At 33.3% G+C, this 26,912-nt stretch carries 23 protein-coding genes and 2 pseudogenes; all 25 read right to left on the reverse strand.

Features of this window, described 5'->3' with window-relative positions; translation table 11 throughout:
* Positions 1–291: 291 nt before the first annotated feature.
* Positions 292–675, reverse strand: a complete 384-nt coding sequence (locus tag E0D87_RS07975; RefSeq protein WP_130820054.1) for a hypothetical protein — start codon at positions 673–675, stop codon at positions 292–294.
* A gap of 15 nt (positions 676–690) precedes the next feature.
* Positions 691–1,380, reverse strand: a complete 690-nt coding sequence (locus tag E0D87_RS07980; protein WP_000039974.1) for a hypothetical protein — start codon at positions 1,378–1,380, stop codon at positions 691–693.
* Between the two features lie 424 nt (positions 1,381–1,804).
* Positions 1,805–2,536 (reverse strand): 23S rRNA (adenine(2058)-N(6))-methyltransferase Erm(A), encoded by a 732-nt coding sequence (gene erm(A), locus E0D87_RS07985; RefSeq protein WP_000810833.1) that lies wholly within the window; start codon positions 2,534–2,536, stop codon positions 1,805–1,807.
* A gap of 57 nt (positions 2,537–2,593) precedes the next feature.
* Entirely contained in the window at positions 2,594–2,719 is a 126-nt protein-coding gene (locus E0D87_RS09400) for an erythromycin resistance leader peptide (protein ID WP_017650677.1), read from the reverse strand.
* A 404-nt stretch (positions 2,720–3,123) separates the two neighbouring features.
* A complete protein-coding gene (locus E0D87_RS07995; protein ID WP_000700631.1) occupies positions 3,124–3,603 on the reverse strand; it encodes a Csac_0668 family 2Fe-2S cluster-binding (seleno)protein in 480 nt (159 codons plus the stop codon).
* A gap of 398 nt (positions 3,604–4,001) precedes the next feature.
* A pseudogene (locus tag E0D87_RS09280) lies at positions 4,002–4,950 on the reverse strand (IS3 family transposase); the annotation flags it as partial.
* Between the two features lie 357 nt (positions 4,951–5,307).
* Positions 5,308–5,598 (reverse strand): RNA methyltransferase, encoded by a 291-nt coding sequence (locus E0D87_RS08010; protein ID WP_130820056.1) that lies wholly within the window; start codon positions 5,596–5,598, stop codon positions 5,308–5,310.
* A 197-nt stretch (positions 5,599–5,795) separates the two neighbouring features.
* A pseudogene (locus E0D87_RS08015) lies at positions 5,796–6,211 on the reverse strand (sigma-70 family RNA polymerase sigma factor).
* 311 nt (positions 6,212–6,522) lie between these two features.
* Positions 6,523–7,875: an MATE family efflux transporter gene (locus E0D87_RS08020; RefSeq protein ID WP_034439151.1), complete on the reverse strand. Its 1,353-nt coding sequence runs from the start codon at positions 7,873–7,875 to the stop codon at positions 6,523–6,525.
* 26 nt (positions 7,876–7,901) lie between these two features.
* A complete protein-coding gene (locus tag E0D87_RS08025; RefSeq protein ID WP_034439153.1) occupies positions 7,902–9,647 on the reverse strand; it encodes an ABC transporter ATP-binding protein in 1,746 nt (581 codons plus the stop codon).
* On the reverse strand, positions 9,640–11,430 hold the full coding sequence (locus E0D87_RS08030; RefSeq protein WP_019125105.1) for an ABC transporter ATP-binding protein: 1,791 nt from the start codon (positions 11,428–11,430) through the stop codon (positions 9,640–9,642). The genes E0D87_RS08025 and E0D87_RS08030 overlap by 8 nt, the downstream gene beginning before the upstream one ends.
* The gene (locus E0D87_RS08035; RefSeq protein WP_044565602.1) at positions 11,420–12,889 is read right to left on the reverse strand and encodes an ABC transporter ATP-binding protein; all 1,470 of its coding nucleotides are present in this window, start codon (positions 12,887–12,889) and stop codon (positions 11,420–11,422) included. The genes E0D87_RS08030 and E0D87_RS08035 overlap by 11 nt, the downstream gene beginning before the upstream one ends.
* Entirely contained in the window at positions 12,874–13,587 is a 714-nt protein-coding gene (locus E0D87_RS08040) for an energy-coupling factor transporter transmembrane component T family protein (RefSeq protein ID WP_130820057.1), read from the reverse strand. The genes E0D87_RS08035 and E0D87_RS08040 overlap by 16 nt, the downstream gene beginning before the upstream one ends.
* The gene (locus E0D87_RS08045) at positions 13,577–14,173 is read right to left on the reverse strand and encodes an MptD family putative ECF transporter S component (RefSeq protein WP_019125108.1); all 597 of its coding nucleotides are present in this window, start codon (positions 14,171–14,173) and stop codon (positions 13,577–13,579) included. The genes E0D87_RS08040 and E0D87_RS08045 overlap by 11 nt, the downstream gene beginning before the upstream one ends.
* Before the next feature lie 122 nt (positions 14,174–14,295).
* The gene (locus tag E0D87_RS08050; RefSeq protein WP_004835143.1) at positions 14,296–14,934 is read right to left on the reverse strand and encodes a TetR/AcrR family transcriptional regulator; all 639 of its coding nucleotides are present in this window, start codon (positions 14,932–14,934) and stop codon (positions 14,296–14,298) included.
* A gap of 71 nt (positions 14,935–15,005) precedes the next feature.
* On the reverse strand, positions 15,006–16,568 hold the full coding sequence (locus E0D87_RS08055) for a recombinase family protein (protein ID WP_130820196.1): 1,563 nt from the start codon (positions 16,566–16,568) through the stop codon (positions 15,006–15,008).
* Positions 16,561–16,977 carry a recombinase family protein gene (locus E0D87_RS08060; RefSeq protein ID WP_068370147.1) on the reverse strand — a complete coding sequence of 139 codons (417 nt, stop codon included), beginning with the start codon at positions 16,975–16,977 and terminating at the stop codon, positions 16,561–16,563. Before E0D87_RS08060 ends, E0D87_RS08055 begins: the two co-directional genes overlap by 8 nt.
* Complete coding sequence (locus tag E0D87_RS08065) at positions 16,970–18,532, reverse strand: recombinase family protein (RefSeq protein ID WP_068370143.1); 1,563 nt, start codon at positions 18,530–18,532, stop codon at positions 16,970–16,972. Before E0D87_RS08065 ends, E0D87_RS08060 begins: the two co-directional genes overlap by 8 nt.
* Positions 18,533–18,591: 59 nt before the next feature.
* A complete protein-coding gene (locus tag E0D87_RS08070; protein ID WP_068370139.1) occupies positions 18,592–18,801 on the reverse strand; it encodes an SHOCT domain-containing protein in 210 nt (69 codons plus the stop codon).
* Positions 18,802–19,009: 208 nt separating this feature from the next.
* Positions 19,010–19,819: an N-acetylmuramoyl-L-alanine amidase gene (locus tag E0D87_RS08075; protein WP_068370136.1), complete on the reverse strand. Its 810-nt coding sequence runs from the start codon at positions 19,817–19,819 to the stop codon at positions 19,010–19,012.
* The gene (locus E0D87_RS08080; RefSeq protein WP_068370134.1) at positions 19,820–20,221 is read right to left on the reverse strand and encodes a phage holin family protein; all 402 of its coding nucleotides are present in this window, start codon (positions 20,219–20,221) and stop codon (positions 19,820–19,822) included. It lies immediately after the preceding gene.
* A gap of 1 nt (position 20,222) precedes the next feature.
* Positions 20,223–21,656: a hypothetical protein gene (locus tag E0D87_RS08085; protein ID WP_242618459.1), complete on the reverse strand. Its 1,434-nt coding sequence runs from the start codon at positions 21,654–21,656 to the stop codon at positions 20,223–20,225.
* Positions 21,589–23,460 (reverse strand): hypothetical protein, encoded by a 1,872-nt coding sequence (locus E0D87_RS08090; RefSeq protein ID WP_068370129.1) that lies wholly within the window; start codon positions 23,458–23,460, stop codon positions 21,589–21,591. The genes E0D87_RS08085 and E0D87_RS08090 overlap by 68 nt, the downstream gene beginning before the upstream one ends.
* Positions 23,460–23,822 carry a hypothetical protein gene (locus E0D87_RS08095; protein ID WP_068370126.1) on the reverse strand — a complete coding sequence of 121 codons (363 nt, stop codon included), beginning with the start codon at positions 23,820–23,822 and terminating at the stop codon, positions 23,460–23,462. Before E0D87_RS08095 ends, E0D87_RS08090 begins: the two co-directional genes overlap by 1 nt.
* A 1-nt stretch (position 23,823) precedes the next feature.
* On the reverse strand, positions 23,824–26,889 hold the full coding sequence (locus E0D87_RS08100) for a phage tail tape measure protein (protein WP_068370123.1): 3,066 nt from the start codon (positions 26,887–26,889) through the stop codon (positions 23,824–23,826).
* Between the last annotated feature and the right edge of the window lie 23 nt (positions 26,890–26,912).

Here is a 26,912-nt window from a genome sequence, read left to right on the forward strand (position 1 = left end):
CCAAAATATAAAATATTAATTCAGTCCCCAAAATAATATAAAATATCTTTCTAATATTCTTTTTCTCGTTAATTGAATATATTACCATATAGTCTTTCTGTATACATATAAACTTTTCATTTATTACATTTAATACAAAAATAGGCACCAAGAATATTAAAAATACTTGATGAGTCAAAAGACGAAATAAGGAGTTACTCTAGCACTTTTATTGTTTTTTATTACTTCCATTGCATATTCTTCTCCATCTAGTTCATCTAATTCTTTAGTTGCTACTGCCATTTTCTCAGTTTAATATAGATCCTTGCCTAGCTTATCAAAATCGCTGAAGTTATTTATAACGCTATAGCAATGCAAGTTGAAACTTAGGCTTACTAAATCTGCCATTGTATTAGGTTCTTCTGTAAAGGTCGCAGCACAAAACTTTTCTATTTCCCTTGGACTGAACCCATCAAATCTTTTCATTAAATAGTTTAGTTCATCTATATTTACATTTTTATCAGCCAGTATATTTGAAAATCTTTCATCCCTACTGCCTTCTATATAACAGTTTGACCTTGTACTCATTTCTATTCCTAATTCATTGCATACCTCTTGTAGTTTATCTTCCTCCATTGGAATCCATATGGTTTTTCTTTTATCATCATCCCTTGATTTTTTAATAGTTATATTCAATCTTTTTCCTCCATTCTATTTATTAATTAAAAATAACTCTGTCCCGTATCTATTGATTAAGGCAGAGTTAATTATTGATTTAAATATATAGTCATCTATTAATTCCCTATCTGCTAGCTCATTGATTCTTATACACTCCTTTCCAGTTGATAGGGTCTTTGCAGTTTGGTATAAGGCATAGCCATTGGTATCTATATCCCGAAGACATATTTGTTTTAAGCCAAACTTAACATTTAAAATATGATTTTCAGAAACCTTCCATAGATTTTCATCGGCAGTAAGTAAAAATAGGATAGCAATAAATCTTGGGGATATATCATGAATATCTAGATCTTGGTTTCGAAGAAAATTATAGAATCTTTCTTTGTGGTTATGATTTAAAAAGATTTCCCCCTTGAAATTATTTGCTAGACTTTCTAATCTTTCCTTTAAATAATAATTATTTATCTTTCCAAAGCACTCTCTGACTAGATCTTTATATCTACATCTATCCACATTGATTTTGAAGTTTGAACCAATGTGTCCACACTCCTTACAATCATCATCAACATTAATCACACCAATCTTGCAATCTCCATCACCCCCTTGGCAATTAAAATAATTATTGATGATTATTCCATTTCCTCTTGGCTGGAAATTTGGAACCATAACCATCAATTGCTCTATTCCTTCCAAGGATGTACCATACATAAATAATTTTGACATTGTTCCCAATCCTTTCTTTCTATTTTTAAGCATAAAAAAATGACGAAGTTTATTGGTCTTTAGTTGACCTAAACTTCGCCACCATATTCTCGATATTTAATCTTGATTTATATACAAATAGATGTATTAGAATATCAGATATTCTAATACATCTATTTGCTACATTTCAAATTCCTTTAAATATTATTTCTTCATTAATTAGTTGCACATATACCTACTATATCAATAAATTTTGAGTTATCATTGACTATATTAGTTGCTATTATCAGAATAGTCGTCGATAACTATATTTTCGTGCAAATATGCAAATAAGTAAAATGATAGTTATGTTATATCATAATAATTGAAAATAATAGAATGCATTTTTCAATGTAATAAGATTAAGCGTTCTCTTAAAGTTAGAGAACGCTTAATTATTTTTAATTTATTGAAATAATTTGTAACTATTGAAAACAGACAAAAATTGTTCATTGGATAATTTATCAAGATCAGTAACATTCGCATGCTTCAGCACCTGTCTTAATTGATTTTTAGTAAAAAGAACATGATATTCCCTGTTTACCCATTTATAAACGAAAAATCTATACTTTTTGTAGTCCTTCTTTAAAATAAATGGTTTATGCCTTTCAAGTACAATCAATACAGAATCTACATTAGGCTTAGGGTGAAAATATGCTCGTGGCACTTTTTTAAGAATTTTTATATCCATTTCCACCATTAACAGCAAACCTAAAGCTCGTTGGGTATTTTGCAACCTTTTAGCAAATCCCCTCTCTACAATAAGGTAGCTATATTTCGCTTGACTATCAAAAGCAATCTTTTTTACAATATCAGTACTAATATTGTAGGGAATATTACCAAATATTTTATAGTCTGTATTTTTAGGAAAGCTAAACTTCAAAATATCCTCATGAATAACTTTTATATTCTGAAAAGGTTCAACTGCTTTTTTCGTGGCATGACATAAACCTTCATCAATCTCTATAGCATTCACCCGTTGACTCATTTCCACAAGTTCCTTGGTAAAATGTCCTTTTCCTGACCCAATTTCTATTATTTTATCTTGTTTATTGATATTCGTATATTTTAATATTTCCTTTACATGCTTTTTAGATGTAATGAAATTTTGCGTATTTTTCGGGTTTTTCTGTTTCATTATAACCTTCTCCTTGCCGGTTATAATGAACTAATCTTAAGAGCTCATTATAACCAATTATTTTTGGTTTAGTTGATAATGAAATCTCTCAATAACAAATATAGAAAACATACCCATACCTTTACCTCCTTTAATTTTTTTCATTATAAATGAGATAAAGTAATATCTACTACTGCAATACATGTACACATATTTAACTCCTCCTTATGCAACTGATTATATCACTTTTAATTTCTCTATTCAATAAAGTTCTGTGCTAATCTACCTCACCCTATGGATTTTTAATCCCGAAACATCAAATGTCATCTGTCAAATGCCCTATTTAAAAGGGTCAAAAAACGGTATTTTTTAGCCTGTTTTTGACCCGATTTTCGTACTCAAACCACTACATGTTGTGGTTGACTCCTATTATTCCTTGTCCAAACCACAATACGTCATCAGAATTGCTGCTTCAACGTGTGTCGAGTTGCCTTGATAGCTATCAAAACTGCATTCTCAACCCCTAAGGTTATGGGGAACATATCCACGCTCGTAGATGGAAACATATCAAAGATTGGCTCTCGTTTGTAGGAACATATCGACTGTAATTATTTCATTTTCAAGCCTTTATCGATAGCTTCCTGAATAATCTTATGACAACAAACTCCCAACGGATTGTTTTCTTTACAATTAGAATTTTTCATTGCCCCAGTGATGGCATTTACTTCTTTTACGGATTTCGCGCCATGCTTTACAACTGCTTCAATTACCTGATTTTCTGTGACTTCGCTACAATAACAAGCATACTTAGGATCTGCATCTTTCTTAAACCAGATAGGAACTCTAACTTGGTCTTTCAAGAATTTTATTTCATTATCTAAGTTATAGTAAACAACGTCGCAGTCCTCGTTCATGCAAATCTTATATTGATCTCCGTTAACAGCATTACGATAATCATCTACCACTAGATGTTCAACAGTTACTTTACTAACGGAAATCCCTTCATTATTACATACAGGACAATTGTCTTTAATTTGATCCGGCTTTTCTGTTTTGCATCCACAACAACATTCATTATTAATCTTCATATTCTTAGCCTCCATATTTTCATTATAATTTCTTTTTTAAACTAGGTAAAACCAATTTCATATACTTGTCATTTATTAATAGCGTCAAACATTTTAGCTGGTGTTAATTTACTTAGCTCCCTGTTGTCAGCCAACGCACGTGTAGCTTTTTTGTGTATAAACACATCAGCGTCATGTTACCCATTGCTCGGCATTCTTCTAATGAACCCAAATACATGGAATGGCAACCCTTTTTTAGACAATTTATAACCGAACATTATCAAGCTTGAAAGTTTCTTTAGATTATAAAATATATTCTCAGACAATCAAGGGTAAAGGCTTCGCCCAAATTTCGTTGAAATTTGCCCTTGACAGTCTGTTCATATATTTTATTTAATTTATGAAACTTCCAGAGCTTTTTATTCTGCTTTTCTATATTCTACTGGTGTTTTATATCCTAAAGATCCATGAATTCTTAGGTTATTATACCAATATACGTATTCTGCTAATTTTAGATTAAGTTCTTGGAAATTAGTAAAGTTCTCCTGATATATGAATTCTGTCTTCATTACTCTATTGACTGCTTCGCTTACTGCGTTATCATATGGGCTTCCTTTTTTACTTAGCGATCTTTTTATCCCAAATACCTTTAATATTTCTTCTATTTTTATATTTTTAAATTCTCTTCCTCTGTCTGTGTGAAATATTTTTATACGATTTAGTGGCTGCCTTATTGAGTAAATGCTCCTGCTACTAGATTTGCATCTTTGTTTTTACCTGATGAGTATCCTATTATTTCACGGCTGTTTAAGTCTATTATTAAACATATATAATTTCATGTTTTTCCTACTCTTACATATGTTAGGTCGCTTACTATTGCTTCTAAATAGTCTCTATTGTCAAATTATCTATTTAAAAGGTTAGGGATGTCTTCTTCGTTGCATTTGGATCTTATTACTTTATATTGTGCTACTGTATAGTTTGAGACTAGGCCATTTTTCTTCATTATTCGGCCTATTTTTCTTCTCGATATTTTATATCCAATTTTCCCTAGTTCTTTTTTTATTTTGCGTGTTCCATAGTTGTTTCTACTTCTTCTGAATATTTCTTTTATTTCTTCTATTAGTTTTTCATCTTCATCTAATTTCACATCTTTTTCTTTGTTCAAATGATAATAGACTAAACTTCTTGTGACCCCAAGTAGTCTACACATTGCACTAATGCTATATTTATCTCGGTTCGAGATAATGAGGTCTATTTTTTGCCTAACAGTAGTGCAGCTAGCTTTAAAATATCATTCTCCATTTCAACCTGTTTCAATTTTTTACGAAGTCTGATTATCTCTTTTTGTTTCGCATCCACATTATCAAAATGGTTACTCTAAGCAGCACACCAACTATTTATTTTTTGAGTTTTAAACTTTGGTAGAAGTCTTGAACTCTTTATATTTACATAACTATTTGCCTCTATCACTATTATGACACGAAACCCTGCACAATGATCTAAAATTTTCAATTCTAACAAGTCTTTTTCAGTATTTTTAACTTCATAAAAACCTCTTTGGCATTAATGCCTAATTCTTCTTTAGTTGTTAAAATTTTTTATTTTACCATCATCGTTCCCCTGATTTTCAATTAATCTTCTTAGGTTATATAAGAAGTACATATCTTTTTAATCTTAAAGTTTTTAAGTCTTAATTTTAAAATTTTCAATCTTAGATATTATTTAAATCATTCCAAAATGCTCTAAAGCATCTTCGATTGCTTTTTCTTTTTCTTCTGGGCAATTTGGCACTCTTTGATTTTCTTTCTTACTAAAATTATAATTTTCTCTCTCTATTAGACCATGTTTCCTTTTTATTTGTGCAATATATAGGCTTGAAACTTTTAGTCCGTATTTATCTAACACATACTTTTTAATTTCTCCATAAGTTGCGTCTTTTGAAAAGTCAATTTCAGAAAATTCATCTTCCCCTATTTCTATATCTAAATGATGTTCTGTATTTAGTTTGGACAACAGAGCTACCGTCTCCACATGGCTTGATCGGTCAGTATGGATAAAATTGTAATTTTTTCAAAAGCCTTGTATGTGGGAACATATCTATGATATAAATTCCTTCTCTCATTACATAATATACTATTAATAAGCAAAGAAAAATAGCCCTATATCACCTTTACTTTATAATGGAAAATCTGCCCTTATCTACAAGTCGATTATCTTAAAAAATCTTCTAATAACAACTTCAGTTTTTTCAATATATTATTCTTACGCCATTGTATAGCTTGATAACTCACTTTCTTTATTCTTGTAATACTCGAAAGAATTTCATCCTGAAAGTACAAACGCTCAATGATGCCCCTTTCTTCTGCATTGAGTCTTGAAATTGTATTTCTGACTGCTTCAATCATCATCTGTGTTTCAACAATCTTTTCTACATCAACACTTTCATCAACAATATTATCTACAAAATGTCCGTCATGATCCAATGATGAAAAAAGAGCAAGTGATTTTTTCTTTCCACCTGCTCCAAATACTTTTCGTGTTCTCTTTCTCGCCAGTAGACTTTATAAATATCTTCACTGACTTTGACCTTTTGTCCGTTGATATAAAGGTAATATTTTTTTGGCATATATGCTTCCTCCATTTCTTTTTGTCTGCGTTTTAAAACAAAAAAAGGAGGACTCCTGCACCTTGGCATAAGAAGTCCTCTAAAACGAAAGAAACTTGTTCTTCCTTTAATTATATTTAATTGTTTAGACGAGCATATGGAAAGACAAACAGCTATAAAGCTTATAGGAAAAAGGACTATTTTTATTGTGGTTTATTCTTTCAAATAAATATATAGACTTTTCCATTTCTATCCCTCCATTTTATAGCTAACTATTTTCCATAAATTAAGTCCTTCTAATGTTTCAAATTCTAAACACCTAATAAGAAATTTTACGCTTGAACTTTTTCTTTCCCCATTTTATTCAGTTCCCCAATCATCATGAAAACGCCAACAACAATCATAATGAAATCAACAAGTGGCTGTGTAAACCAAACAGCTTTTACTCCAAATATCATTGGCAATAAAATCATGGCAGGAACAAACAAAAACAGTTGTCTAAGCATTACGATTATCCCAGCTTTCTTTCCGTTTCCGATTGATTGGAAGAAAGTAACAGTCATAACCATTACTCCATACAAAATAAATACGGAATAGAACAATCTAAAGTTTCCAACACCCTGTGCAATGATGTTTGCTTCTACACCGAATAAAGATAGTATTTGACTTGAAAGCAATAAAGACGGAATCCAAAAGATTGCTGCAAGAACTAAACCGCCAATAGAAAAGACCTTCATAGCCTGTCTTACTCTGTCATACTGCTTTGCTCCAAAGTTTGTTCCAACAACAGGTTGTAAGCCTTGACTCATTCCCCAAAGAGGAATAAATGAAAAGGCATATACACGAAGTGATGCCGCCATCAAAATTCCATTGGTATCTCCGCCATACTTAAATGCCATTTTATAGAGCATAGTCTGTTGAATCATAAACAAAAGCTGCATCATCATAGCGGATGAACCGACAGAAAACATTTCTTTTTTAATTTCCGCATCAGACTTTATCTTATGGATTTTAACAACTTTACTCTTTTTCAAGAAATAATGTAGTGTTGCCACTGCCTGAACAAATTGTGCTGTGATGGTTGCGAGGGCAGCACCTTCAATCGCATATTCACCCATAACTGTCATTAAAATCGGATCGAGAATGATATTCAGTAATGCTCCAAGTCCCATAATCGTCATAGCTTTTTTCATCAGTCCTTCGCCACGCATAACCATGTTTGCGGACTGTGTGAAGTTTACAAATAGAGAACCTATAAAAATTACTCTAAGGTATCTAATACCATAGGCTTTGATTTCACCCGTTGCACCGACCATATCTAAAAAATGCGGAGCAAGAAGTATTCCTCCAACTGTAATAATTACAGAGAAGAAAATCACCCAATAGATTAGGTTACCCATAATTTTATCTACAGTTTTTTGATCCCCTTTACCGATTGCTCTTGAAAGTACAGATGCAGAACCTACACCAAGTAAAGTTGAAACACCGCTGTTGAAAAAGGTAAGTGGCATTGCGACACCACAGGCAGTCATTGCTGTCTGTCCTATAATTTTCCCTGCAAATATTCCGTCCATTAACGGATACAGACCGATAACAATCATTCCGATAACTGCCGGAATAGATAACTGAAAGAGTAAATCTATCGGTCTTTTTGTTAATAATTGTTCTTTCATATCTTGTTTCATTGCCTTCTCCTCTCTTAGACCAATTTTTATATAATTTTTAGTCCTTTATTTTTTTCTTGGAGCTCTACCATATTTTTATAAATCCCATTTAAAGCAATTAGCTCATTATGGGTTCCTTGTTCTGCAATATTCCCTTCCTTGATTACAATAATACTATCGGCATCTCTAATAGTATTTAATCTATGGGCGATAACTAATAATGTTTTATTCTTTACCAATTCACTGATTGCTTCCTGTATATAGCTTTCATTGTCCACATCAACACTTGCTGTTGCCTCGTCAAGAATTACAATAGGAGCATCTTTTAATATGCAGCGAGCAATAGAAATTCTTTGTTTTTCACCACCGGATAGAGTTGCTCCGCCTTCTCCAATCATTGTGTCAAATCCATCAGGAAGTGCCATAATAAAATCATAGCATCTTGCTTTTTTTGCAGCTTCTATAACTTCTTCTTTCGTCGCATTTTCTTTCCCCATGGCAATATTGTTAAAAATCGTATCTTGAAACAAATACACTCTCTGGAAAACCATACTAATTTCCGACATCAATTCAGATAGCGAAACATCCTTTATATTCACCCCTCTAATCAAAATTTCACCGGAGTCTACATCCCAAAATCTTGCCAAAAGATTTGCTACTGTAGATTTTCCTCCTCCGGACTGTCCAACTAAAGCTGTCATTGTATTCTTTTTCATTTCAAAATTCATATCATGCAAAACCTCTTTTTCTCCATAAGAAAATTTCACATGATTAAAACTAATTTCCGGCTCACCAAACTTAGCCTTTAAGAGATGTTTTTTACCTGTATCCTGTAGTTCTGTTTCATTTAATACTTCTTCAATACGATCTAAAGCAGCATTCATAACTGTTAGCCTGCTTGCTTCTCCATAAAGAGTTTTTAATGGACTGAATAAGTCAAATACAAATAGTATCAGTCCTAACACATAAGGAAGTTTCAACATTCCTTGTAAATGAAGATACAAAGCAAGTGCCAAAATAAAAGTAATTCCGATACCATAAATAATGTTCAATCCGCTTGTCCAAGGTGTCATCTTCTTTTCAAACTTTATAGAAGTGTCTCTTGATGAAGCAAAGCTATCTGTAAGAGCCTTTGAATTGTCTCCTAAAAGGTTATAGCTTTTGATTACACTAATTCCTTCTGCAAATGACAAAACTGCATCTGTTAGCTTCTCTCCTTGCTCTTGCCTGATAACAGCTTCAGATAAAGACATTTTATTCATTCTGCTTGCAAGTAATGTTGCTATTAGAGTTACACACACAGACACAAGACCTATTCTATAATCTAAAACAAACATGAATATAGTAAGCACAACGGTTGAAAGCACATAACTCATCATATTAGCTATGGTACTCATGGATACTTCCTCAATGAATGACATATCTGAACTTAAAACAGAATTGATTTTTCCTAAATTTCCTGATGTGAAATATCCCATAGGAAGTTTTCTAAGGTGATTTCCAAGCTCCATCCTTTTATCTGCAAAAATCAGAAAGCCAGCAGCACTTTGCAATTTATCGCTTAAAAAATGAACCAATGCCTGTACCAACACTACCAAACCAAGTCCTATTCCTACATACAAGAATGTTTTCGGTGATATTGTCTTTTCATAAAATCCTATCAATACAGTAAATGCAATAAAAATAGGCATTTTACTTAAAACAGATTCAATAAAGGCAAAAACAAATGCCCCTTTAATTCTATTTTTATACTTTCCTGACAAGTTTAAAATTCTTGATATTAGTTTAAACATTCATTTCACCTTCCTTTCTGCTGATTTTCCAATCTTTACTAAATAGTGTCGCATCCCATAATTTACGGTAGTCTGCTGATGATTCTAACAAGTCATTATGTTTTCCATTTGCAACTAAACGACCATGATTCATTACCAATATTTGGTCTGCATCTACAATTGCCGGAAGTTTATGAGCAATTACAATCAATGTTTTTCCTTTTACAAGTTCACGAATAGCTGCTTCCATTTTTTCTTCATTTTCCGGATCTGCGTAGGCTGTTGCCTCATCAAGTACAACAATCGGAGCATTTTTCAAAATAGCTCTCGCTAATGATATTCTTTGCCTTTCTCCACCTGATAACATCTTTCCTGCCTCGCCAGCCAAAGAGTAAATACCATTTGGGAGCTTATCTAAAAATTCCATACACTGAGCTTTCTTTGCAGCTTCTATCACTTCTTCATCGGTAGCTGACAAATTTCCGATACGAATATTTTCTAAGAGTGAAGTATTAAATAAATATTGGTCTTGAGACACATAAGAAATCTCTTTATTCAGTGCCTTAAGACTCATATCCTGTAAATTTTGTCCTCCAATGCTAATACTTCCCTCTAAAACATCATAGTAATGAATTAAGAGTTTCGCTAAGGTGCTTTTACCTGAGCCTGATTCTCCAACAATGGCTGTCTTTTCTCCAACTTTTGCTGTAAAGCTCACATTATGAATCACATTTTTAATGTATGTTTCAGGTTGTCCATTCTCTCCCATCTTGCTTAGTTGATAACCAAATGTAACATTGTCATAGGAAATAGTATGATCTATACCTTTAAACTTGTTTTCACCTTGTTTTAATGGTTCTATATTTAAAGCATCTTCCAATGCAGATATTTTATAATTAAGCTGTGGCATCGTTGGTAAAAATCCCAAAGCCTTTAAGAGTGGTAAGCCAATACTCAAAGATAGGCATAATACCAATATCAAATCAGAAAGACTAACATAGCCCATGTAAGCAAAGTAACCTCCAAGCGGCAATGTTAATATAATCGTGCATGGAAGTAAGGCACTGTATAATGCCATCCATGGCCATGCAGTCTTATACCAAGCGAGTGCATAATCTCTATAATCTCCAACATCTTTAGAAAATCTTTTATATGATTCCGTTTGCTTGTTAAACACTTTTACTACTTCCATACCATTCACATATTCAATAATGGTATTATTCATTTTTCCACTCGCCATATAATATGGTCCCATTTTTTTCATTCCTGCGGAATACATAATCATCATAGCGACAATGCTTAGTGGAATGGATGCCAAAGACATAAGTGCCAGTCTCCAATCAACGAAAAACATTGCAATATATACCATTACAGGCACAATTAAATTGGCAATTCCTTCAGGCAATGAGTGTGCCAAAAGAACTTCCAAACTACCAATATCATCTACAAACATCTTTTTAATAGCACCTGTTCCCTTTTCTTCAATAGCTCCTAAGGGAAGATTCTCCATCTTTTTTTGTAGAGATGTTCTAAGTCCAAATAATGTGTTATATGCTGCCTTATGGGACATATTAAGACCCAAACCACCTAATAATGCTTGCAAAACCAAACATATCAAAATACCGGCAAGCAAAATAACTAACCTTGTGAATTCCAAATTTTGTCCTAAAATCAAGGGATTTATAATCTGATAAGCAAATAGAAATGGCACAACTCCCATAATGACACTTAATAGCATAATAAAACTCGCTAAATGTATTGTTTTCTTATGCGAACCAGCATACTCAAAAACCTTATTTAACATCATTCTCCTCCTTCAATAAATTTCCTTTTTTATCCATAAAATCCATGATTAACGCTTCATTTCCCTTTACAGATATTTTTTTATAACCATTATCACCGAGCATTAAGACGGAATGACAGGTTTTAAATAACAGTTCTAAATCATGAGTAATTATTATAATTGGAATCTCCTTTGCTTTTTCTGTAATTAAATCGGACATAATTTTCATACTTTTATAATCAAGTCCCGATGTTGGTTCATCCAAAATTATCAGCTTACGACCGGATAAAAATGAAGTAATAATTGCCAGTCGTTGTTTTTGTCCACCGGATAGTTTCTGCGGATGATTGGTTTTTTTATGCCACAGGTTTGTATCTTTCAGATATTCTCGTATCTTTTCTAAATCATTTTCCGAGTTTTTATCTTTACAAAATATCAACTCATTTTCTACTGTGTCTAAAAAAATCTGAGCATCTACATCTTGTAACACGCAATATGAATTTCTAAGTCTTTCTCTTTGTTTCTGTCCATAGCTGACATCCAAATATTTTTCAGATAAACCACATAATGCTTTTGCCAAAGTACTTTTCCCAATACCATTAGAACCAATCACTCCCATTATTTCGCTTTCTCCAAGCTCAAAAGTTAATTCTTCTATCAAAGTTCTTTTGCCTTGATGAATGCAGGCTTTATTTACTTTGATACAGCTTTTAGCCACAATAGGTTCTTTTTCTGATATCAATTCTCTTTCATTAAGTGTCCTTAACTCAAGTTCCTTACATTTATCATTACTAAGACTACCATTCGGAAAAACATCACATATTGTACCGTCTTTTATATAAATCAATCTGCTAAAAATCTCTTTTAAATAATAGAGCCTATGTTCCGCTATAATTATTGTCTTTCCCATCGTCTTCAATCTGATAAGTATTTCACTGAAATGTTTTATACTATCGTAATCAAGGCTACTTGAAGGTTCATCGAAAAAGATAATGTCTGTATCATAAATAAGTGTTCCTGCTATCGCCACCTTTTGCCTTTCTCCCCCTGATAATTCAAAAATGGATTTTTTGCTAATATGATTTATTCCTAACAAGTCCATTGCTTTTTCAACTTTTTCTTTTAGGGTGTCCCTGTCTAATCCCAAATTTTCACCTACTAAAGCAATTTCATCTTCAACTACATCACAAAAAAATTGATCCTTAGGATTTTGAAATACATTGCCAATATATTTAGCTAACTCTCCCTTTTTATAAGTAGTTATATCCTTCCCTAAAATCTTAATTTCGCCGTCCAAATCACCGTCATAAAATGACGGAATAAGCCCGTTTAGTAGTCTTAAAAGTGTCGTTTTTCCGCATCCTGAAAGACCTGTTAAGACTATAATTTCGCCTTTCTTTACAGACATTTTTAAATCTTTCAAAATCAAATCTTCTCCATAATGAAAGGATTTGATTTCTGCCTCTAAAATATTTTCCATAAACTCGCCCCCAACAAAATCATTCCTCCGATCATCATTGCTATATCAATAAATGTAAATCTCACCTCATGAAAACTTGTTTTTTGTCCATCATATTCAATACCTTTTGATATGATTGAACAAGTTAAGGTATCGCTTATATCTATGCACTTACACATAAGAGGAACAAAATATAATTCAAATGTTTTAATTGGTTTGAAAATACTTGCTTTAAATCCTCTAATTTTCATGCCATTGTTTATTTCCTTCATCCTAATAGAGATTTCCGGAATAAAACGAAAGAATACTGTAATTCCTATCCCTATTCCACCATCAATTCCAATTTTTCTAAATGCAGCCATTAGATGCGAAGAACTATATGAGGACAGAACTTTTCCCAAAATGAAAAGTGGAGCAAATTTCAACACTATAAGTAGCATTGTATATATAGAACCAACCAAAACATTTCCTAAGTGTGGTTTCAGCAAATAAATAAGCCCCCATACTATAAGCAATGAACATATCGTTCTAAATGCCTTTCTTATAGAAAATAAGAATAATAGTCCTAAGACAAAAATAAGGGAAAATAAATATTGTGATTGCTCTCCAACAGTTAGAATAACTGAAAATAGTAAAATCAACCCAACTATAGTAAGCGGGTTGATTTTATCTGATAGTTGGTATTCGTTTATATTATTTTTTTCACCTTTACAAAACACTTTTTTTCTTCCTGTTGCTAAAGAATTTGTTGTAAATATATGTTCCAAAATTAGCACCAATAATTGATGCAACGATTGCGATCACTACGCAAATTGCAATGTTTTTAGGGGTGTAAAAATTATAAAGAAATGTTGCATAGTCTGTTGTAAACATCTTAGGGAATTGTTTTGTAAGACCTTCTACACCAAATACGAATGTGAAATACATCGCATGAAGCGAATATATAAACATACCAGCACCAAAACCAAGACCTACTTTCATAGTTTTGTCTGAGTAATTTTCCTTTTTACCAATCACAAGCTCTGCTAATATTCCTGCAATTGCACAAACTACTATTACAGGCCACATTCCCATAAGAGCATAGAACACGCCGAGTAATAAGAAATATAAGAATGCTGTTCCTCTTTGTGCGACTTGTTTACACATTATTACAAAAACTGGCGCGGCAATTATTGTTGGAAGTGCCGATGATAAATACAAACTCGGAATCATTCCAAACGATCCTGTCAAAAGTCCCAATCCCATTGTTAATACAAAACCAATAACAGAAAATACTGCTATTTTTACAATACTTTTTAAATTCATTTTTCTCCTCCTTGAATACATATAATATTTTTTATCTGCTTATAAAACAGCATGTTGCCAATTTATATAAAATTAAATCTTTAATATAACTAAGTTATATTTGATGCAAAAATTTTTCCATTTTACAAACCTCGTATTTTGCCCCATCCTTCATTAAAGAATTTTGAAATTAGTTTGGCATTTAATTCTACTTCTTCTCTGCTTTTAGAATGAACAGCAACTTCAGATAAAGCATAATAATATGCATGGTTAATTAAGTGAATTCCCATATCGGTTATTACACTACCGACACCATCTTCACCATAAATCATGCTTAATATTTTGATGTGATTTTTATCTTCTATTTCCACGAGTTCATCTAAAAAATTACTGTATTTTGTTCCATAAGAACCAAACACTAATAACTCAAATGCATCTTTATTTTCAAAAAAATACAAGACCATCTTAACAGCACCATGTGCTTTAGAGTCTAAAATTTTATAAATGGTTTCTTTCCCAAGTGGAACTTCCTTTTTATATGTCTCAAAACTCTCATCCTCATACATAGCATAGTATTTTCGTATTTGGCTTACAATCGGCTCAACTAACTCAGAAAAAAGTGCTTCCTTATCCTCAAAATGACCATAAAACGCCCCAGTAGTAACACCTGCTTCTTTGCAAATAGCTCTTAAATTTGCCTTTTCAAATCCTTGTTCTTTGAAAATTTTCTTACCGCTATTAAGAATCCTATTATGAGTTACTTCATAATCTCCGTTTGCCACGATTTGCCCTCCTTTCTTCAAATATAACTTAGTTATATTGTAGCACATGTTATATTTGAAAGTCAAGATATTTATACACATACATTGACTTCAACTCCTGACTTGAGCACTATCTTTAGTTCCTCATCATATACAACTACCTTATCTACAAGTTTCCTTACCAAGTCTTCATCGTAGCTTTCTATTTCCAATTCCTGATTATCTAAAAACTCTTCTAATTCCTTTAGTCTGTTTTGTTCATTCTTCTCTTCCGCTATATTTAGAAGTATCTTTTCTTTTTCATTTCTTAACTCTTCCACTCTATCTGCAAGGTCTGTGTAGTCTTTTTTTGCATTAGCTACTTTTAAAAGTTCTTCTTGTACCTCAAGCATTTCTTTGTCTATTTCTTCTATCTGACTACTTCCATCACCTGTGATGGCTTTTTCTATATTTTCTTTAATTATTTCTTTTAATTCACTGCTTTCAGATATAAGCTGATTGATGGCTTCTACGACTGCTTCTTGTAGGTCTTCTTCTCTTATGGTTCTTGCTTCACATGCGTCTGGTCCATGGGTTACTCTTGTACAGCATCTCCAAACAGTATATTTTTTCCCTCTGTTGTTCCATGCTATTCTCCTATAAATATCCCCGCATTTAGAGCAGTAGACAATACTTGAAAGGGCATATTTGCTTGAATAAATTCTTCTCTTTCCTTTGCCGCTCACCATATTAGCTCGTCTATCCATTTCTTCTTGGACTCGCATGAAGATTTCTTTTGGTATGATGGCTTCGTGGCTATTTTCTACATAATATTGAGGTGCTATTCCATCATTTTTTACCCTTTTCTTATTTAGAAAATCCACTGTATAAGTCTTTTGTAAGAGGGCATCCCCCATGTATTTCTCATTGGTTAAAATTTGATTGAGGTTTGATACATGCCACTTTTTATTCCCCGCCCCATTTACTATCTTGTCTTTTTCAAGTCCTACCTTTATATCTCGTAGACTTGCTCCTTCCAAGTATTCTCTGTAGATCCTTTTTATAATTTTTGCTTCTTCAGGAACAATGACAAGTTTTCCCTCTTCGTCTTTTGTGTAGCCTAAGAACCTATTATGATTTACTTGGACTTGTCCTTGTTGAAATCTGTATTGAAATCCTAACTTCACATTTTGTGATAAAGACTGACTTTCCTGTTGAGCAAGAGATGCCATAATGGTAAGAAGAACTTCTCCCTTGGCATCCATGGTGTTGATGTTTTCTTTTTCAAAATAGACTGGGATATTGTTTTCTTTTAGTTTACGAATATACTTTAAACAGTCTAGGGTATTTCTAGCAAACCTCGATATGGACTTTGTGATTATATAGTCGATATTTCCTTCCATGGCTTCTTCAATCATTTTATTAAAGCCAGCTCTTTTCTTGGTATATGTTCCACTGATTCCTTCATCAGAAAAAACTCCTGCAAATTCCCAATCTGGATTTTTCTTAATATAGTTTGTGTAATGGTCTATTTGAGTGTCATAAGAAGTTGCCTGTTCATCGCTGTCCGTCGATACCCTTGCATAGGCAGCTACTCTTAGTTTCTTCTTTTCTGATTCCCTGATGGAATTTCCTTTTTTCTTCTTAGCTGGTATAACTATAACCTTGCTATTCATCATCTATCACCTCGATTAAATTGTACTGGTGGCTTGCTCGTTCAAAGGGATCTAGTGGTAGAATTCCTTCTTCTTTATATCTAAACTTGCAAGGAACTTTAATAATCTCTTCTTCCTTTTTCCAAACTCGTCCCATGGCCACTGCCCTTTCTTTTAACATTTGACCTGCCTTTTCAAAGCTCTCTCTATCTATTATCTTGGGATAGATTTCGTTTCCTAAGTACTTTTTATTGGTAAGGATTCTTTTTACACTGGAGCTGTTTTTCTTTAAGCCTGCCAGGTCTGCCGACTTTATAAGGGCATTTCCATCAAGATAGTTTTTAAAGATTTTTCTTATATTCTCGGCTTCTTTTTCTTGAACTTCTAGTCTTCCGTCTCTTATGGTGTAGCCATAACATAATCTAGACATTATTTTTCACTTCCTCCCTAAGTACAAGTCCACACTTTAAATGAAAATCAAGAGTCTCTCTATTGACAACCTGTATGTGATCAATGATTTCTTCAAACAAGTCATCTTCAAAGTGATCTATCATTTTACTTTTATCTAAGATTCCTATTAGTTTTTCAAGTTCTCTTATTTCTTCATCATTTCCAAGGATAGCTTTTTTACTTCTTTCCTTTTCCCTGAGTAGAAAACTTTCTTCACTTGAAATTTCACTGCTTTCTTTTGTGTAAATACTTGCATCTAAAACGCCCGAAGTTATTAGTTTGCTTAGAACCTCTTTTCTTTCCTTTAGTTTTTCTAAACCTTCTTCTATTTTATTTATCTTCGCAACTTCTCCCTTGCTGTCCATTCTCTTTAATGATTTCAAAAGTGGTGTAAAGATACTATCTTTTCCAAAGATTAGCTTGTTTACTAAAGTTATAAAAGCCACTTTTATGTCCTTGTCTTTAATAAACTTCATAGAACACTTATTAATATCTCTTAGGTGCTCACTACAAGTCCAAGCTATATATCTAACTTTTCCATTATAGTGATGTCTTCTTTTAAATGTTGATCCACACTCGCCACACTTTATTTTCCCTGATAGGCTATATCTATTTTGATATCTTTTAGTGTCTTCTCCATTTCCTTTTGCTATAGCCCTTATCTTTATTAGGTCTTGAACTTTCTCAAAGTCCTCTCTACTTACAATGGCTTCATGGTTATCTATAATCTTATACTGGTCTTCTTCTCCATTATTTTTATGCCTCTTGTAAGTATCATCTGTATAGGTCTTTTGGTAGATGACATCGCCTATATATTTTTCATTTTTTAAGATTCCATTTATAGTCGACCCGTGCCAGCTTGCTCCTTTTTGTCCTTTAATCTTTCTTTTATTTAAGTCTTCTGCAATTTTGTGCGTTCCATTACCTGAAAGATACTGTTCAAATATTTCTTTTATTATTTTTCCTTCTTCTTCATTCACTACCATCTTTCCGTCTATATTCTCATAGCCATAAGGTGGGCTTGATATAATAAACGTTCCATTTTGAAATCTTTTCTTTATGGACCATTTGTTATTTTCTGATATAGACCTGGACTCACTTTCTGCAAGGGATGAAAGTATGGATAACATCAACTCGCTTTCCATTGTCCTGGTATCAATGTTTTCTTTTTCAAAATAGATACCAATGTTTAAATCAAGGAGTCTTCTTACGATTTCCAAACAATCTGTCGTGTTTCTTGCAAGCCTTGAGATGGATTTGGTTAGGATAAAATCTATTTTTCCGTCTTCACAGTCTTTTATCATTTTTAGAAGACCGTCTCTACATTCTTTCTTTGTTCCAGTGATGCCTTCATCAAAGTATAGACCTGCAAAAGTATATGAATCATTCTCAGATATCATCTTTTCGTAGTGTGCTTTTTGCGTTTTAAGACTCACAAGCTGAGCATCTTCATCTGTCGATACTCTCGCATAGGCAGCGACTCTTAATATAGATTCTTCTTTTTGATTTGCTTCTATTTTTGTTATCTTTTTCATCCATTCAACCTCCTTTCTGCTAGTGCTATATTCCCGTACAAGTGAGTATTTATCAAGTCTTATAGCATTAATTCTGAAAGAATAGGTCTGAATTTTTTAATGTTTTCTCTCCTAATTTTTCTATATTCTTCAAGACTGATTTCGTCTAAAAGAAAGAGGTCTTGGATAAACTTATCTGATAGATAAAAGTTAAGCTCTGCCTTTAAATCCCTTTCAGTGTATTCTGATTTTATAATTTCTTTTCTACCTTCAAACTTTTCCACTCTCATACTCCACCTCCTATATCACAGGCAAAGAAATAAGGTCTATTTTTAACCCTAATTTTCTTTCCTCTATATTCCTTAGGACAAAGAGAGTGTTTTTGAGTAATATTAAGGTCTTAATATATGCCATAAGAAATACTGAAATAGGATGGTAAAATAAAAAAAGGCTTAATGGATTTCTAATTTAAAAATCCATTAAGCCATAATCATTTTATTAAACTAATTGATTCACTCTTCTCTGAATAGCATAATAATCATATCCAGCTTGAGTTAATCTCCTTTTTCTTTCTTCTCCATTCCCCCATTTTCCACTTATAACTTCTCTTGCTAAATCATCGATTGACTTCCCAACTGGATATACTATCTTACCATTAGCATCGAATACTTTTAATCTAAATCTATCGGCACATCTTTTAGCATTATCTAAATTCTTAAACGCACCTTTCTGGCTTTTTACATCAGACCAAGATTTTCTAACTCTATATAGTCCACCTATTGATTTGCTAACAGTCTTATTTCCTCTTAGTCTTTTATTGACTTCATTTGCTATATATGGAAACTTACTTCCTAGGTATGGACCAGGACAATTTGTATTAGAATACCACTCATGTTTTTGAAGAACACCATCCTTGCCTCCAGTATAGGTACAAGGATAGATTCCATTTCTTCTGCAGATGTCTGTAACTAAATCAATTAGTCTATTTAAAACGTAATCAGAAACTAACCACTGAGGACCTCTCGTAGAGTTCCCTACTTCAATTGTGACTGCTCGGTTATCACACCAGGAAGATGAGGTTGTCCAGGCTCTGTTAGATTCATCTACTCCTAAAACAATTACTCCATCGGATCCTAAGTTGTAGTTAGCTGATGCTCGTCTTGACCTTGGCACAAATACTCCAGCAAGATTTCTACCATTTATAACTCCTGCTGCGTGGTGTATAGCAATTTTTGTTATTCTTTGATTTCTTCTACCGCTATGGTTAGGTGAGAGAATTCTTGCTTGTACTAATGGACTATTACTCATTTATTTTTCCTCCTTGAATTGTTTTAAAATCGCCTTTAGTTTTTCTGGTACTGGCAAGCCTAGTGCTACAGAGTTTTCCAAAATAGAGAGCCCTTCATTTGCTATATAAAAAAAGATGATGGCTGTTCTTATCATTGTTCCATCACCTTTAATTAAATTTACATCACATAGGTTTGCGATACCTACAACTATAAAAATCATAATCTTTTTTGCTATCCCTCTAAATCCTATGGATGAGGATAGCTTTCTTTCGACCCCTGCTCTTAAAACTCCTGTCAAATAGTCGGCTATTACAAAAGCAAGTAATGTGTAAATAAATGCATCTACACTTCCAAGATAAAATCCCAACCATCCTCCGATAGCTGTAAAACATACTTTTAGTATTTCTAAAAACTTATTCATTTTATTCCTCCTCTGTTAGTGTGTAAGTTATTTTCATTGTCTTATCTGCCGTTTTTAATATTGGGCTTGATAAGTTATTAATTGTTCCAAGGTATGGGGTGTGAAGAAATAAAAGTTTGTAAAACTTCTCCTCATAACCTCCAAATCCAATGACCAATGGTCCGATTGTCTTTGGATCCATCATTAAGTTTGGTATTCCCTCACCGTTATAGTCAGAAACACTATTTACTATAACTTGGTCTTTTTTATCAATTGCAAATTCATAACCTAATATATAGTCTCCCCACTTGTATAGGTAACAGTATTCTCCCCCATATTTCGAAGTCCTAACTTCTTTACCTAATTCTATAACAGAAATATCTACAGGATTATTGATATTAATTTTATAGATTTTATCCGCACTATATGAATTTATCGAATATAGGTAGCCATCTTTAATACAGCTATATACATATCTATGACAGTAACTTCTATTTTTTTCATAGTAACTTCCTAATTTACCTAATCTTATTTCATTTAATGCCCACTCATCTATTTTCGTTGAGTAATCATTTTTATTTATTTTTATTCTTATTAGCTTATCTCTGTAAGTTCCAAAGCCATACCAATTTCCATCTTCTCCGTCATAAAAACAACATTCGTTCCAAGTACTCAGTTTACTAAAAAACTCTGATACATCAATTGTTATCCTTTCCTCATTTTTATATCCTTTAGTGTAAATTGGATCATTTAAACCTATACTCGTAAATGGTTCCTTAAGTTTTACTAATTCTATTGATTTGTTGTCTAAAGGCCATATTGAAACCAAGGTGTTGTTTTCAACATCTATTTCAACACATCCGTTATATGCGTCCGAGACTTCTCTGTTTTTCCATAAGCTAATTTTATTTAATAATAGGAAGGGATCTTTACCATGAGTGTCTCCATAAAAATGTTTCCCTCCTCTATAATGTGTTAATGCCAATGAAGAGATTCTTCCGTTTGCCTGTGATGTAGAAAAGTCCCAGACAAACTTGTGTCCATTTTCAAGAGGGGTTGATTCATTAAGATTAGCTGAACCTCTTCTTGGTGCATCCGTTGAATTTACATCATTGGATGCATAGCCTATGATTTGATTATCAGAAGGAGCAAATATTTTATTTGGATCTTCCTCTAACTTATCCTCAAATAAAAGGATCCCACCATAACATTTAGTTGCTATAGGAAATATTTCTTTTTCATATTGAGTAATTCTCGAATCACCCATAGGGTACATTAACCCCATAGGATTGAGCCTTAATAAATCAGGGACTGCATTCGTTATTAAGTTTTCATCTTCATATATCTCCTTCCTATTTGTCCTCACATCAGTTAGTTCAATGACTGATTTACCCTTGAGCATTTCCTTCCTCCTTATCTTTAAATTCTGTAGTAATCTCTTCTTTATATTTCCCAATCATTAATCCTTGATATTTAAATCTCCCTACCTTTTCATTAAATATAATCGGTGTTGGTATTTGTCTTTCTACTTTGTAGTCTGCTTTAAGTTTCCTAAGAAGAAATGAATGACTAAGTTCTATTCTTTTCCAAGATTCATCAATCTTAATCTTTCCATCCCAAGCCTCTGTAGAGCCTAAGGATTGACCAGAGATAGCTGCGATAGCATTATCTTTACCTATCATAGCTTGCCCTGATTCAAGCCTAATAAGCACTGAGAAGTTATTCATTGTTTTCTCTTGCAGTTTAGTTAGTGGGTAAAAAAGATTTAGAATATGGTCACCACTTAAGTAGGTTTCTTTTGGAATGTGATGTTCTATTTTCGTATCATTGAAAACATAAGTAATAACAAGTCTTGTTGGTATTTCTATATTTTCAATAAAGTCTAATTCTTCTACTTCCTCTTTTTCTTCAAACTTTAGAGGATTATAGGATTTTCCATCGTTATTTAAAACCTCTACTTGTTTCTTGAACTCTCTGGATATCTTTCTAGTTTTTTGTTCGGTATCACAAATTATATTTAACAAGATAGATGCATTAAAAATTGCCTCCGTTTCTTTATTAGAGGCAAATTCTATACGAATTATTGGTGTATCCGTTGTGGAAAGATTAAAGGCAGAATAGTTTGAGTAGGCATGAACTACTAACTTTTCAGATTCTATCTGGTTTAAAAGTCCAACTATATTTTTATCATTCTTACTCTTAGCTTTAGATAAATAGGGATTTTTTCCTACACCAAGAATTCTATGCTTGCTATTTATTTTATATTCTATGTCAGTGATAAGTCCTTCAATCTTTTCTTCTGGATAAGAAATAGCTATTCTATCTCCAACATCAAGGCTAGGGTCTCCTATGGTTACCATGTCAAAAGGTGTGTGGTGAATCTTACAAATTTCTGTTAATAAACTCTCACACATTCTTTTTCTTTTTTCTGGAAGCCCTAATTGCATTAAAGGATTTATGCTGAGGTTCATAGTTAAGCCATCATCATTTTCTAAAGAGTAGTATTCAGCTATTTTAGTTTTTGCATTTGTTGAATTGATGGCTGTATATCTTGTCTTAAAATCTGATATTGATGAAGAAAATCTTTCTCTTGTTTTAATTTCAGTTGATATGCTTTCTGCATACTTGTTTAAAATTAATTTTCCATCACGACTAATCCCAGCAAAAGCACCAAGGGTTGATGCTATATAGTGAATAAAGTCCCTGTAAGTTTCTATATCATGGTCTTGGTAAATAGCCAGAACTTCCTCTCCATTTACAAAAGCTTTTACCTCATCTTCTGTCATACCTAGTTCTACCTTGCACTTCTCACATGAAAGACTTAGTAATTCAAAAGCTGTGCCAAAGGTATCTGTAACTGGGAAATTCTTATCAAATCTAAGCATATAGTCATAGCCTTTTAGTTCTAAAATCTTCTTAGACCTATTTGCCTCAGTAACATCAAAGATTCCCATTGGTATGGTTTCTATCTTTTTATTCTCTAATTCTTGATGGTAAAAAAGTTCTAGCTTTGAATCCTCTAAAGTATACCTATCTATATTTGAAAAAAGACTGATTCCAAACTCTCCAGCATAAACTGTACCAATTTCAAGTTCAGAAGATCCAGAGCAAGAACGATGAATGTATCCAGACCCTTTCAAAATATCTTTATTGGTAAATGGAATGATTGTTTCATCTTTTAATATGATGTTTCCTGTCCAGTAGAATTTACGAGAGTTCTTTTTGATTGCTGTTTTATATTCATTGCTTATTGGATACATCAATACTCCTCCAATGAAAAAGATACTTCCCACAACCCTTTATAAGAAGTATCTTTTATTAATTTGACCTGCAACTTGTCTATATACATTTGTGTCTCTTTGAGTTCCAAACTTTCTGTATCTAAGTATTTAACTTTAAGATTAGACTTGTTAGCAAGACCACTCAATATCTTCACAAGCTTAGGACTGCAAGAAAAACCTACAGATATACTTGCTACTTTGTTTCTAACAATATCCCTCTGAATAGTTCCTGCCTCTGTCTCTCCTCCAGTATCTGCCTCGATATCTCTAAACTCCAAATCGTAAGAATTTGGCAGAGGCAAATCTACTCCTTCAATAATTAAATATGATTGATATTTCAATTTATCTACCTCCACTCCTTAAATTCTTACGCATTGATGCATTGACAATAACTTCATCAAGGAGAGTCCCTCCAAGATAAACTGGTATTACTATATCTCCAGTATTTTCAGATTTTAAATTTATGTTTGCAATTGCATCAGATATTTGTCTTCCTATATCAATTCCATTTACAGCAGATTCTTTATCATATCCACCTATGCCAACAGCTGATATGCTTGGGCTTAAAACCATATCACTTGCAACATTTTTCATTGAAGATTGTACTAGTCTCCTGCTCTTTTCTATTCCCTTAGATAAACCTTCCATAAAGTCTGGCATCCATGATTCGTAGTCGGTAAGTGGACCAACATCTGGAACAGAGAAGTGCAGGTAAGACCTAATAGTTGATGCTACATTCGATACAGCCGATGTCACATTGCTAATCGCACTTCTAATCCCTCTTGCAATTCCGTTAATCATATCGGCTCCCCATGTATAAGCTTGAGATGCTAAATTCTTAATGTGATTAACTGCATTATTAAATCCATTTCTAATAGTGGACTGAATATTTGCCATGGTCGATGAAATACTCGATCTCATAGAATTAAAGGCAGACGATACGGCTGACTTTGCAGTATTCACTGCAGATGAAATAGTCGACTTTATGGAGTTCCAAGCAGATGAAACAAAGGACTTAATATTATTCATTGTTGATGAGATAAAGGTCTTTATCCCATTCCAGATTGATTCAAGGACTGTCTTAATAGAAGTCAAGATAGTCTCAATTGTCGTTTTTATATTGGTCCAGGATGTGGATATAAATGTTCCAATTGCAGTGATGACTGTTGTTAAAAACTCTTTTAGTCCATTCCAAATAGTCTCTACTTTTACTTTGATTGCATCAAGAACTGTTGAAATTAAAGTCTTAACACCTTCCCAAGTAGTTTTTATAAACTCTCCAACTGCTGTAAATACTTCTGTAGTTGTAGTTGAAATAGCTGTCCATATATTGGTAAAAGTAGTTTGAATTCCCGTCCAGAGGCTTGTAAAGAATTCTCCTAAACTTTGCCATAGACTCTTTGCTCCTTCAATAAAGGTATTCCAAGATTCAGTTAGAAAAGTTGTTATAGATGTCCATATACTGTTCCATCCTTCAGAAAGTCCATTCCATAGATTGGCAAAGAAGTCCTTGATGCCTTTCCAAGTAGTCTTAACACCTTCAATAAATCCAGACCAGAATTCTGATAGAAAACTTGTGATTTCAGTCCAGGTACTTGTCCATGAATCAGATATCCCTTGCCATAGATTTACGAAGAATTCTTTTATACCATTCCAAATAGCAACTGTTGATTCCTTAATAGTTTCCCATATGGAGATTATTCCTTCTCTAAACCAGTCGCACTTCTTCCATAAAAGAACAAGTCCAGCTATTACTGCACCAATAGCAATAGGAACTATACCAATGGCTGATACTACTGCAGTGATTGCTGGTATAAGTGTACCTGTAAATATTCCAACTATCTTAGTAATTCCTCCTACTATTAGAGGTCCTTTGGTCATAATAGTTCCTATTGACCAGATAAGTTTTCCTACAATCATAAGTACAGGTCCAAGAGCAGCTATAAAAAGACCGATACCTGCAATAATACCCTTTACTGGTCCTGGAAGTGCATTAAGTCCATTTACCAGTTTTGTTAATATATCTACTGCTTTTCTAACAGCAGGCATCAAAAGTTCTCCAAAAGATATGGCTAATTCTTCTAAGGCAGATTGTAGGATTTTTAATTGACCAGCTAGGTTATCCTGCATAGTAGCAGCCATTTTTTCTGCTGTTCCATCAGCGTTATAGATGGCATCACTTAAACTGTTGTAGTCTTTCTCACTGGCATTTATAATTGCCAACATCCCAGACATGGCATTTTTACCAAATATCATGGATGCTGCTTGTGCTTTTTGAGTTCCATCTAAATTAGCAAAGGCTACTCTAAAGGTGCTTAAAGTCTCATCAAGTGAAAGGCCCTGCACATCTTCAATAGATAAGCCCAACATAGACATTCCGTTAATAACTTCTTTAGTTGGTGATGCGAGTCTTGTTAGTCCAGACCTTAAGGCTGTCCCTGCTTGTGAACCTTTTATTCCTGCGTTAGCCATTAAACCTATAGCTACTGCTGTATCTTCAACTGAATAGCCAAGGGCACCAGCAATAGGTGCAGCATATTTAAAGGTCTCACCCATTAATGAAACATTGGTATTAGCATTAGATGATGCAGCAGCAAGAACATCAGCAAAGTGAGAAGAATCTTCTGCTTTTAAACCAAAGGCTGTAAGGGCATCTGTCACGATATCTGAAGTAGTAGCTAGATCCTCACCACTCGCAGCAGCAAGGTTCATAATTCCTTCGATACCACCAATCATGTCCTTACTTTTCCAACCAGCCATTGCCATGTAGTTCATAGCCTCTGCCGCTTCAGATGCTGAGAACTTGGTCTTGGCTCCCATTTCACGAGCCTTTTCCCTTAGGGCATCAAAGTCGGACCCTGTTGCACCAGATACCGCTTTTACCTTGGACATGCCCGAATCAAAATCTGATGCAGTCTTTACAGCCGCTACCCCAAGACCTGCTACTGCAAGAGATACTGGCATCATTTTTCTTCCTACATTTTCTATATTTTGCCCTGTGTTTTGCCATTTTTCTCCAGTAATAGCTATGTTTTGAAGGGTTTGATTAGTGGTTGCCCCTTGCCTTTCTAGAGATTTAAGGGCTTGTTCTGTTTCAATAATTTCACGTTTAAGGGCATCATATTGCTCTTGGGAAATCTTTCCTTCTGCAAGAGCCTGTTCAGCTTGTTTTTGTGCCTCTTTTAAAGATGTTAGTTTGTTCTTTGTTTCTTCTAAGGTCTGTCCTAATAGCTTATGCTTTTGTGAGATAAGTTCAGTGTTTCCAGGATCAAGTTTAAGAAGTTTGTTAACATCACGAAGTTCTGATTGAGTATGCTTAATCTCCGTATTTACTTGTTTTAGTGCAGTCTGTAATTTGGTAGTATCTCCACCAATCTCAACAGTTATTCCTTTTATTCTATTTGCCAATATCTCACCTCCTCTTTAAAGAT

The sequence above is a fragment of the Anaerococcus vaginimassiliensis genome (assembly GCF_900626155.1).
Taxonomy (GTDB): Bacteria; Bacillota; Clostridia; order Tissierellales; family Peptoniphilaceae; genus Anaerococcus; species Anaerococcus vaginimassiliensis.

Excerpts from the sequence above, each read along its gene's own strand:
- E0D87_RS08035 (WP_044565602.1), bottom strand. The coding sequence starts at position 12,889 with ATGGAAAATATTTTAGAGGCAGAAATCAAATCCTTTCATTATGGAGAA.
- E0D87_RS08030 (WP_019125105.1), bottom strand. The coding sequence starts at position 11,430 with ATGTTAAATAAGGTTTTTGAGTATGCTGGTTCGCATAAGAAAACAATA.
- E0D87_RS08065 (WP_068370143.1), bottom strand. The coding sequence starts at position 18,532 with ATGAAAAAGATAACAAAAATAGAAGCAAATCAAAAAGAAGAATCTATA.
- E0D87_RS08075 (WP_068370136.1), bottom strand. The coding sequence starts at position 19,819 with ATGAGTAATAGTCCATTAGTACAAGCAAGAATTCTCTCACCTAACCAT.
- E0D87_RS08080 (WP_068370134.1), bottom strand. The coding sequence starts at position 20,221 with ATGAATAAGTTTTTAGAAATACTAAAAGTATGTTTTACAGCTATCGGA.
- E0D87_RS08025 (WP_034439153.1), bottom strand. The coding sequence starts at position 9,647 with ATGTTTAAACTAATATCAAGAATTTTAAACTTGTCAGGAAAGTATAAA.
- E0D87_RS08090 (WP_068370129.1), bottom strand. The coding sequence starts at position 23,460 with ATGTATCCAATAAGCAATGAATATAAAACAGCAATCAAAAAGAACTCT.
- E0D87_RS08060 (WP_068370147.1), bottom strand. The coding sequence starts at position 16,977 with ATGTCTAGATTATGTTATGGCTACACCATAAGAGACGGAAGACTAGAA.
- E0D87_RS08020 (WP_034439151.1), bottom strand. The coding sequence starts at position 7,875 with ATGAAACAAGATATGAAAGAACAATTATTAACAAAAAGACCGATAGAT.
- E0D87_RS09400 (WP_017650677.1), bottom strand. The coding sequence starts at position 2,719 with ATGTATTGCAGTAGTAGATATTACTTTATCTCATTTATAATGAAAAAA.
- E0D87_RS08055 (WP_130820196.1), bottom strand. The coding sequence starts at position 16,568 with ATGAATAGCAAGGTTATAGTTATACCAGCTAAGAAGAAAAAAGGAAAT.
- E0D87_RS07995 (WP_000700631.1), bottom strand. The coding sequence starts at position 3,603 with ATGAAGATTAATAATGAATGTTGTTGTGGATGCAAAACAGAAAAGCCG.
- E0D87_RS08070 (WP_068370139.1), bottom strand. The coding sequence starts at position 18,801 with ATGAGAGTGGAAAAGTTTGAAGGTAGAAAAGAAATTATAAAATCAGAA.
- E0D87_RS08045 (WP_019125108.1), bottom strand. The coding sequence starts at position 14,173 with ATGAATTTAAAAAGTATTGTAAAAATAGCAGTATTTTCTGTTATTGGT.
- E0D87_RS07980 (WP_000039974.1), bottom strand. The coding sequence starts at position 1,380 with ATGTCAAAATTATTTATGTATGGTACATCCTTGGAAGGAATAGAGCAA.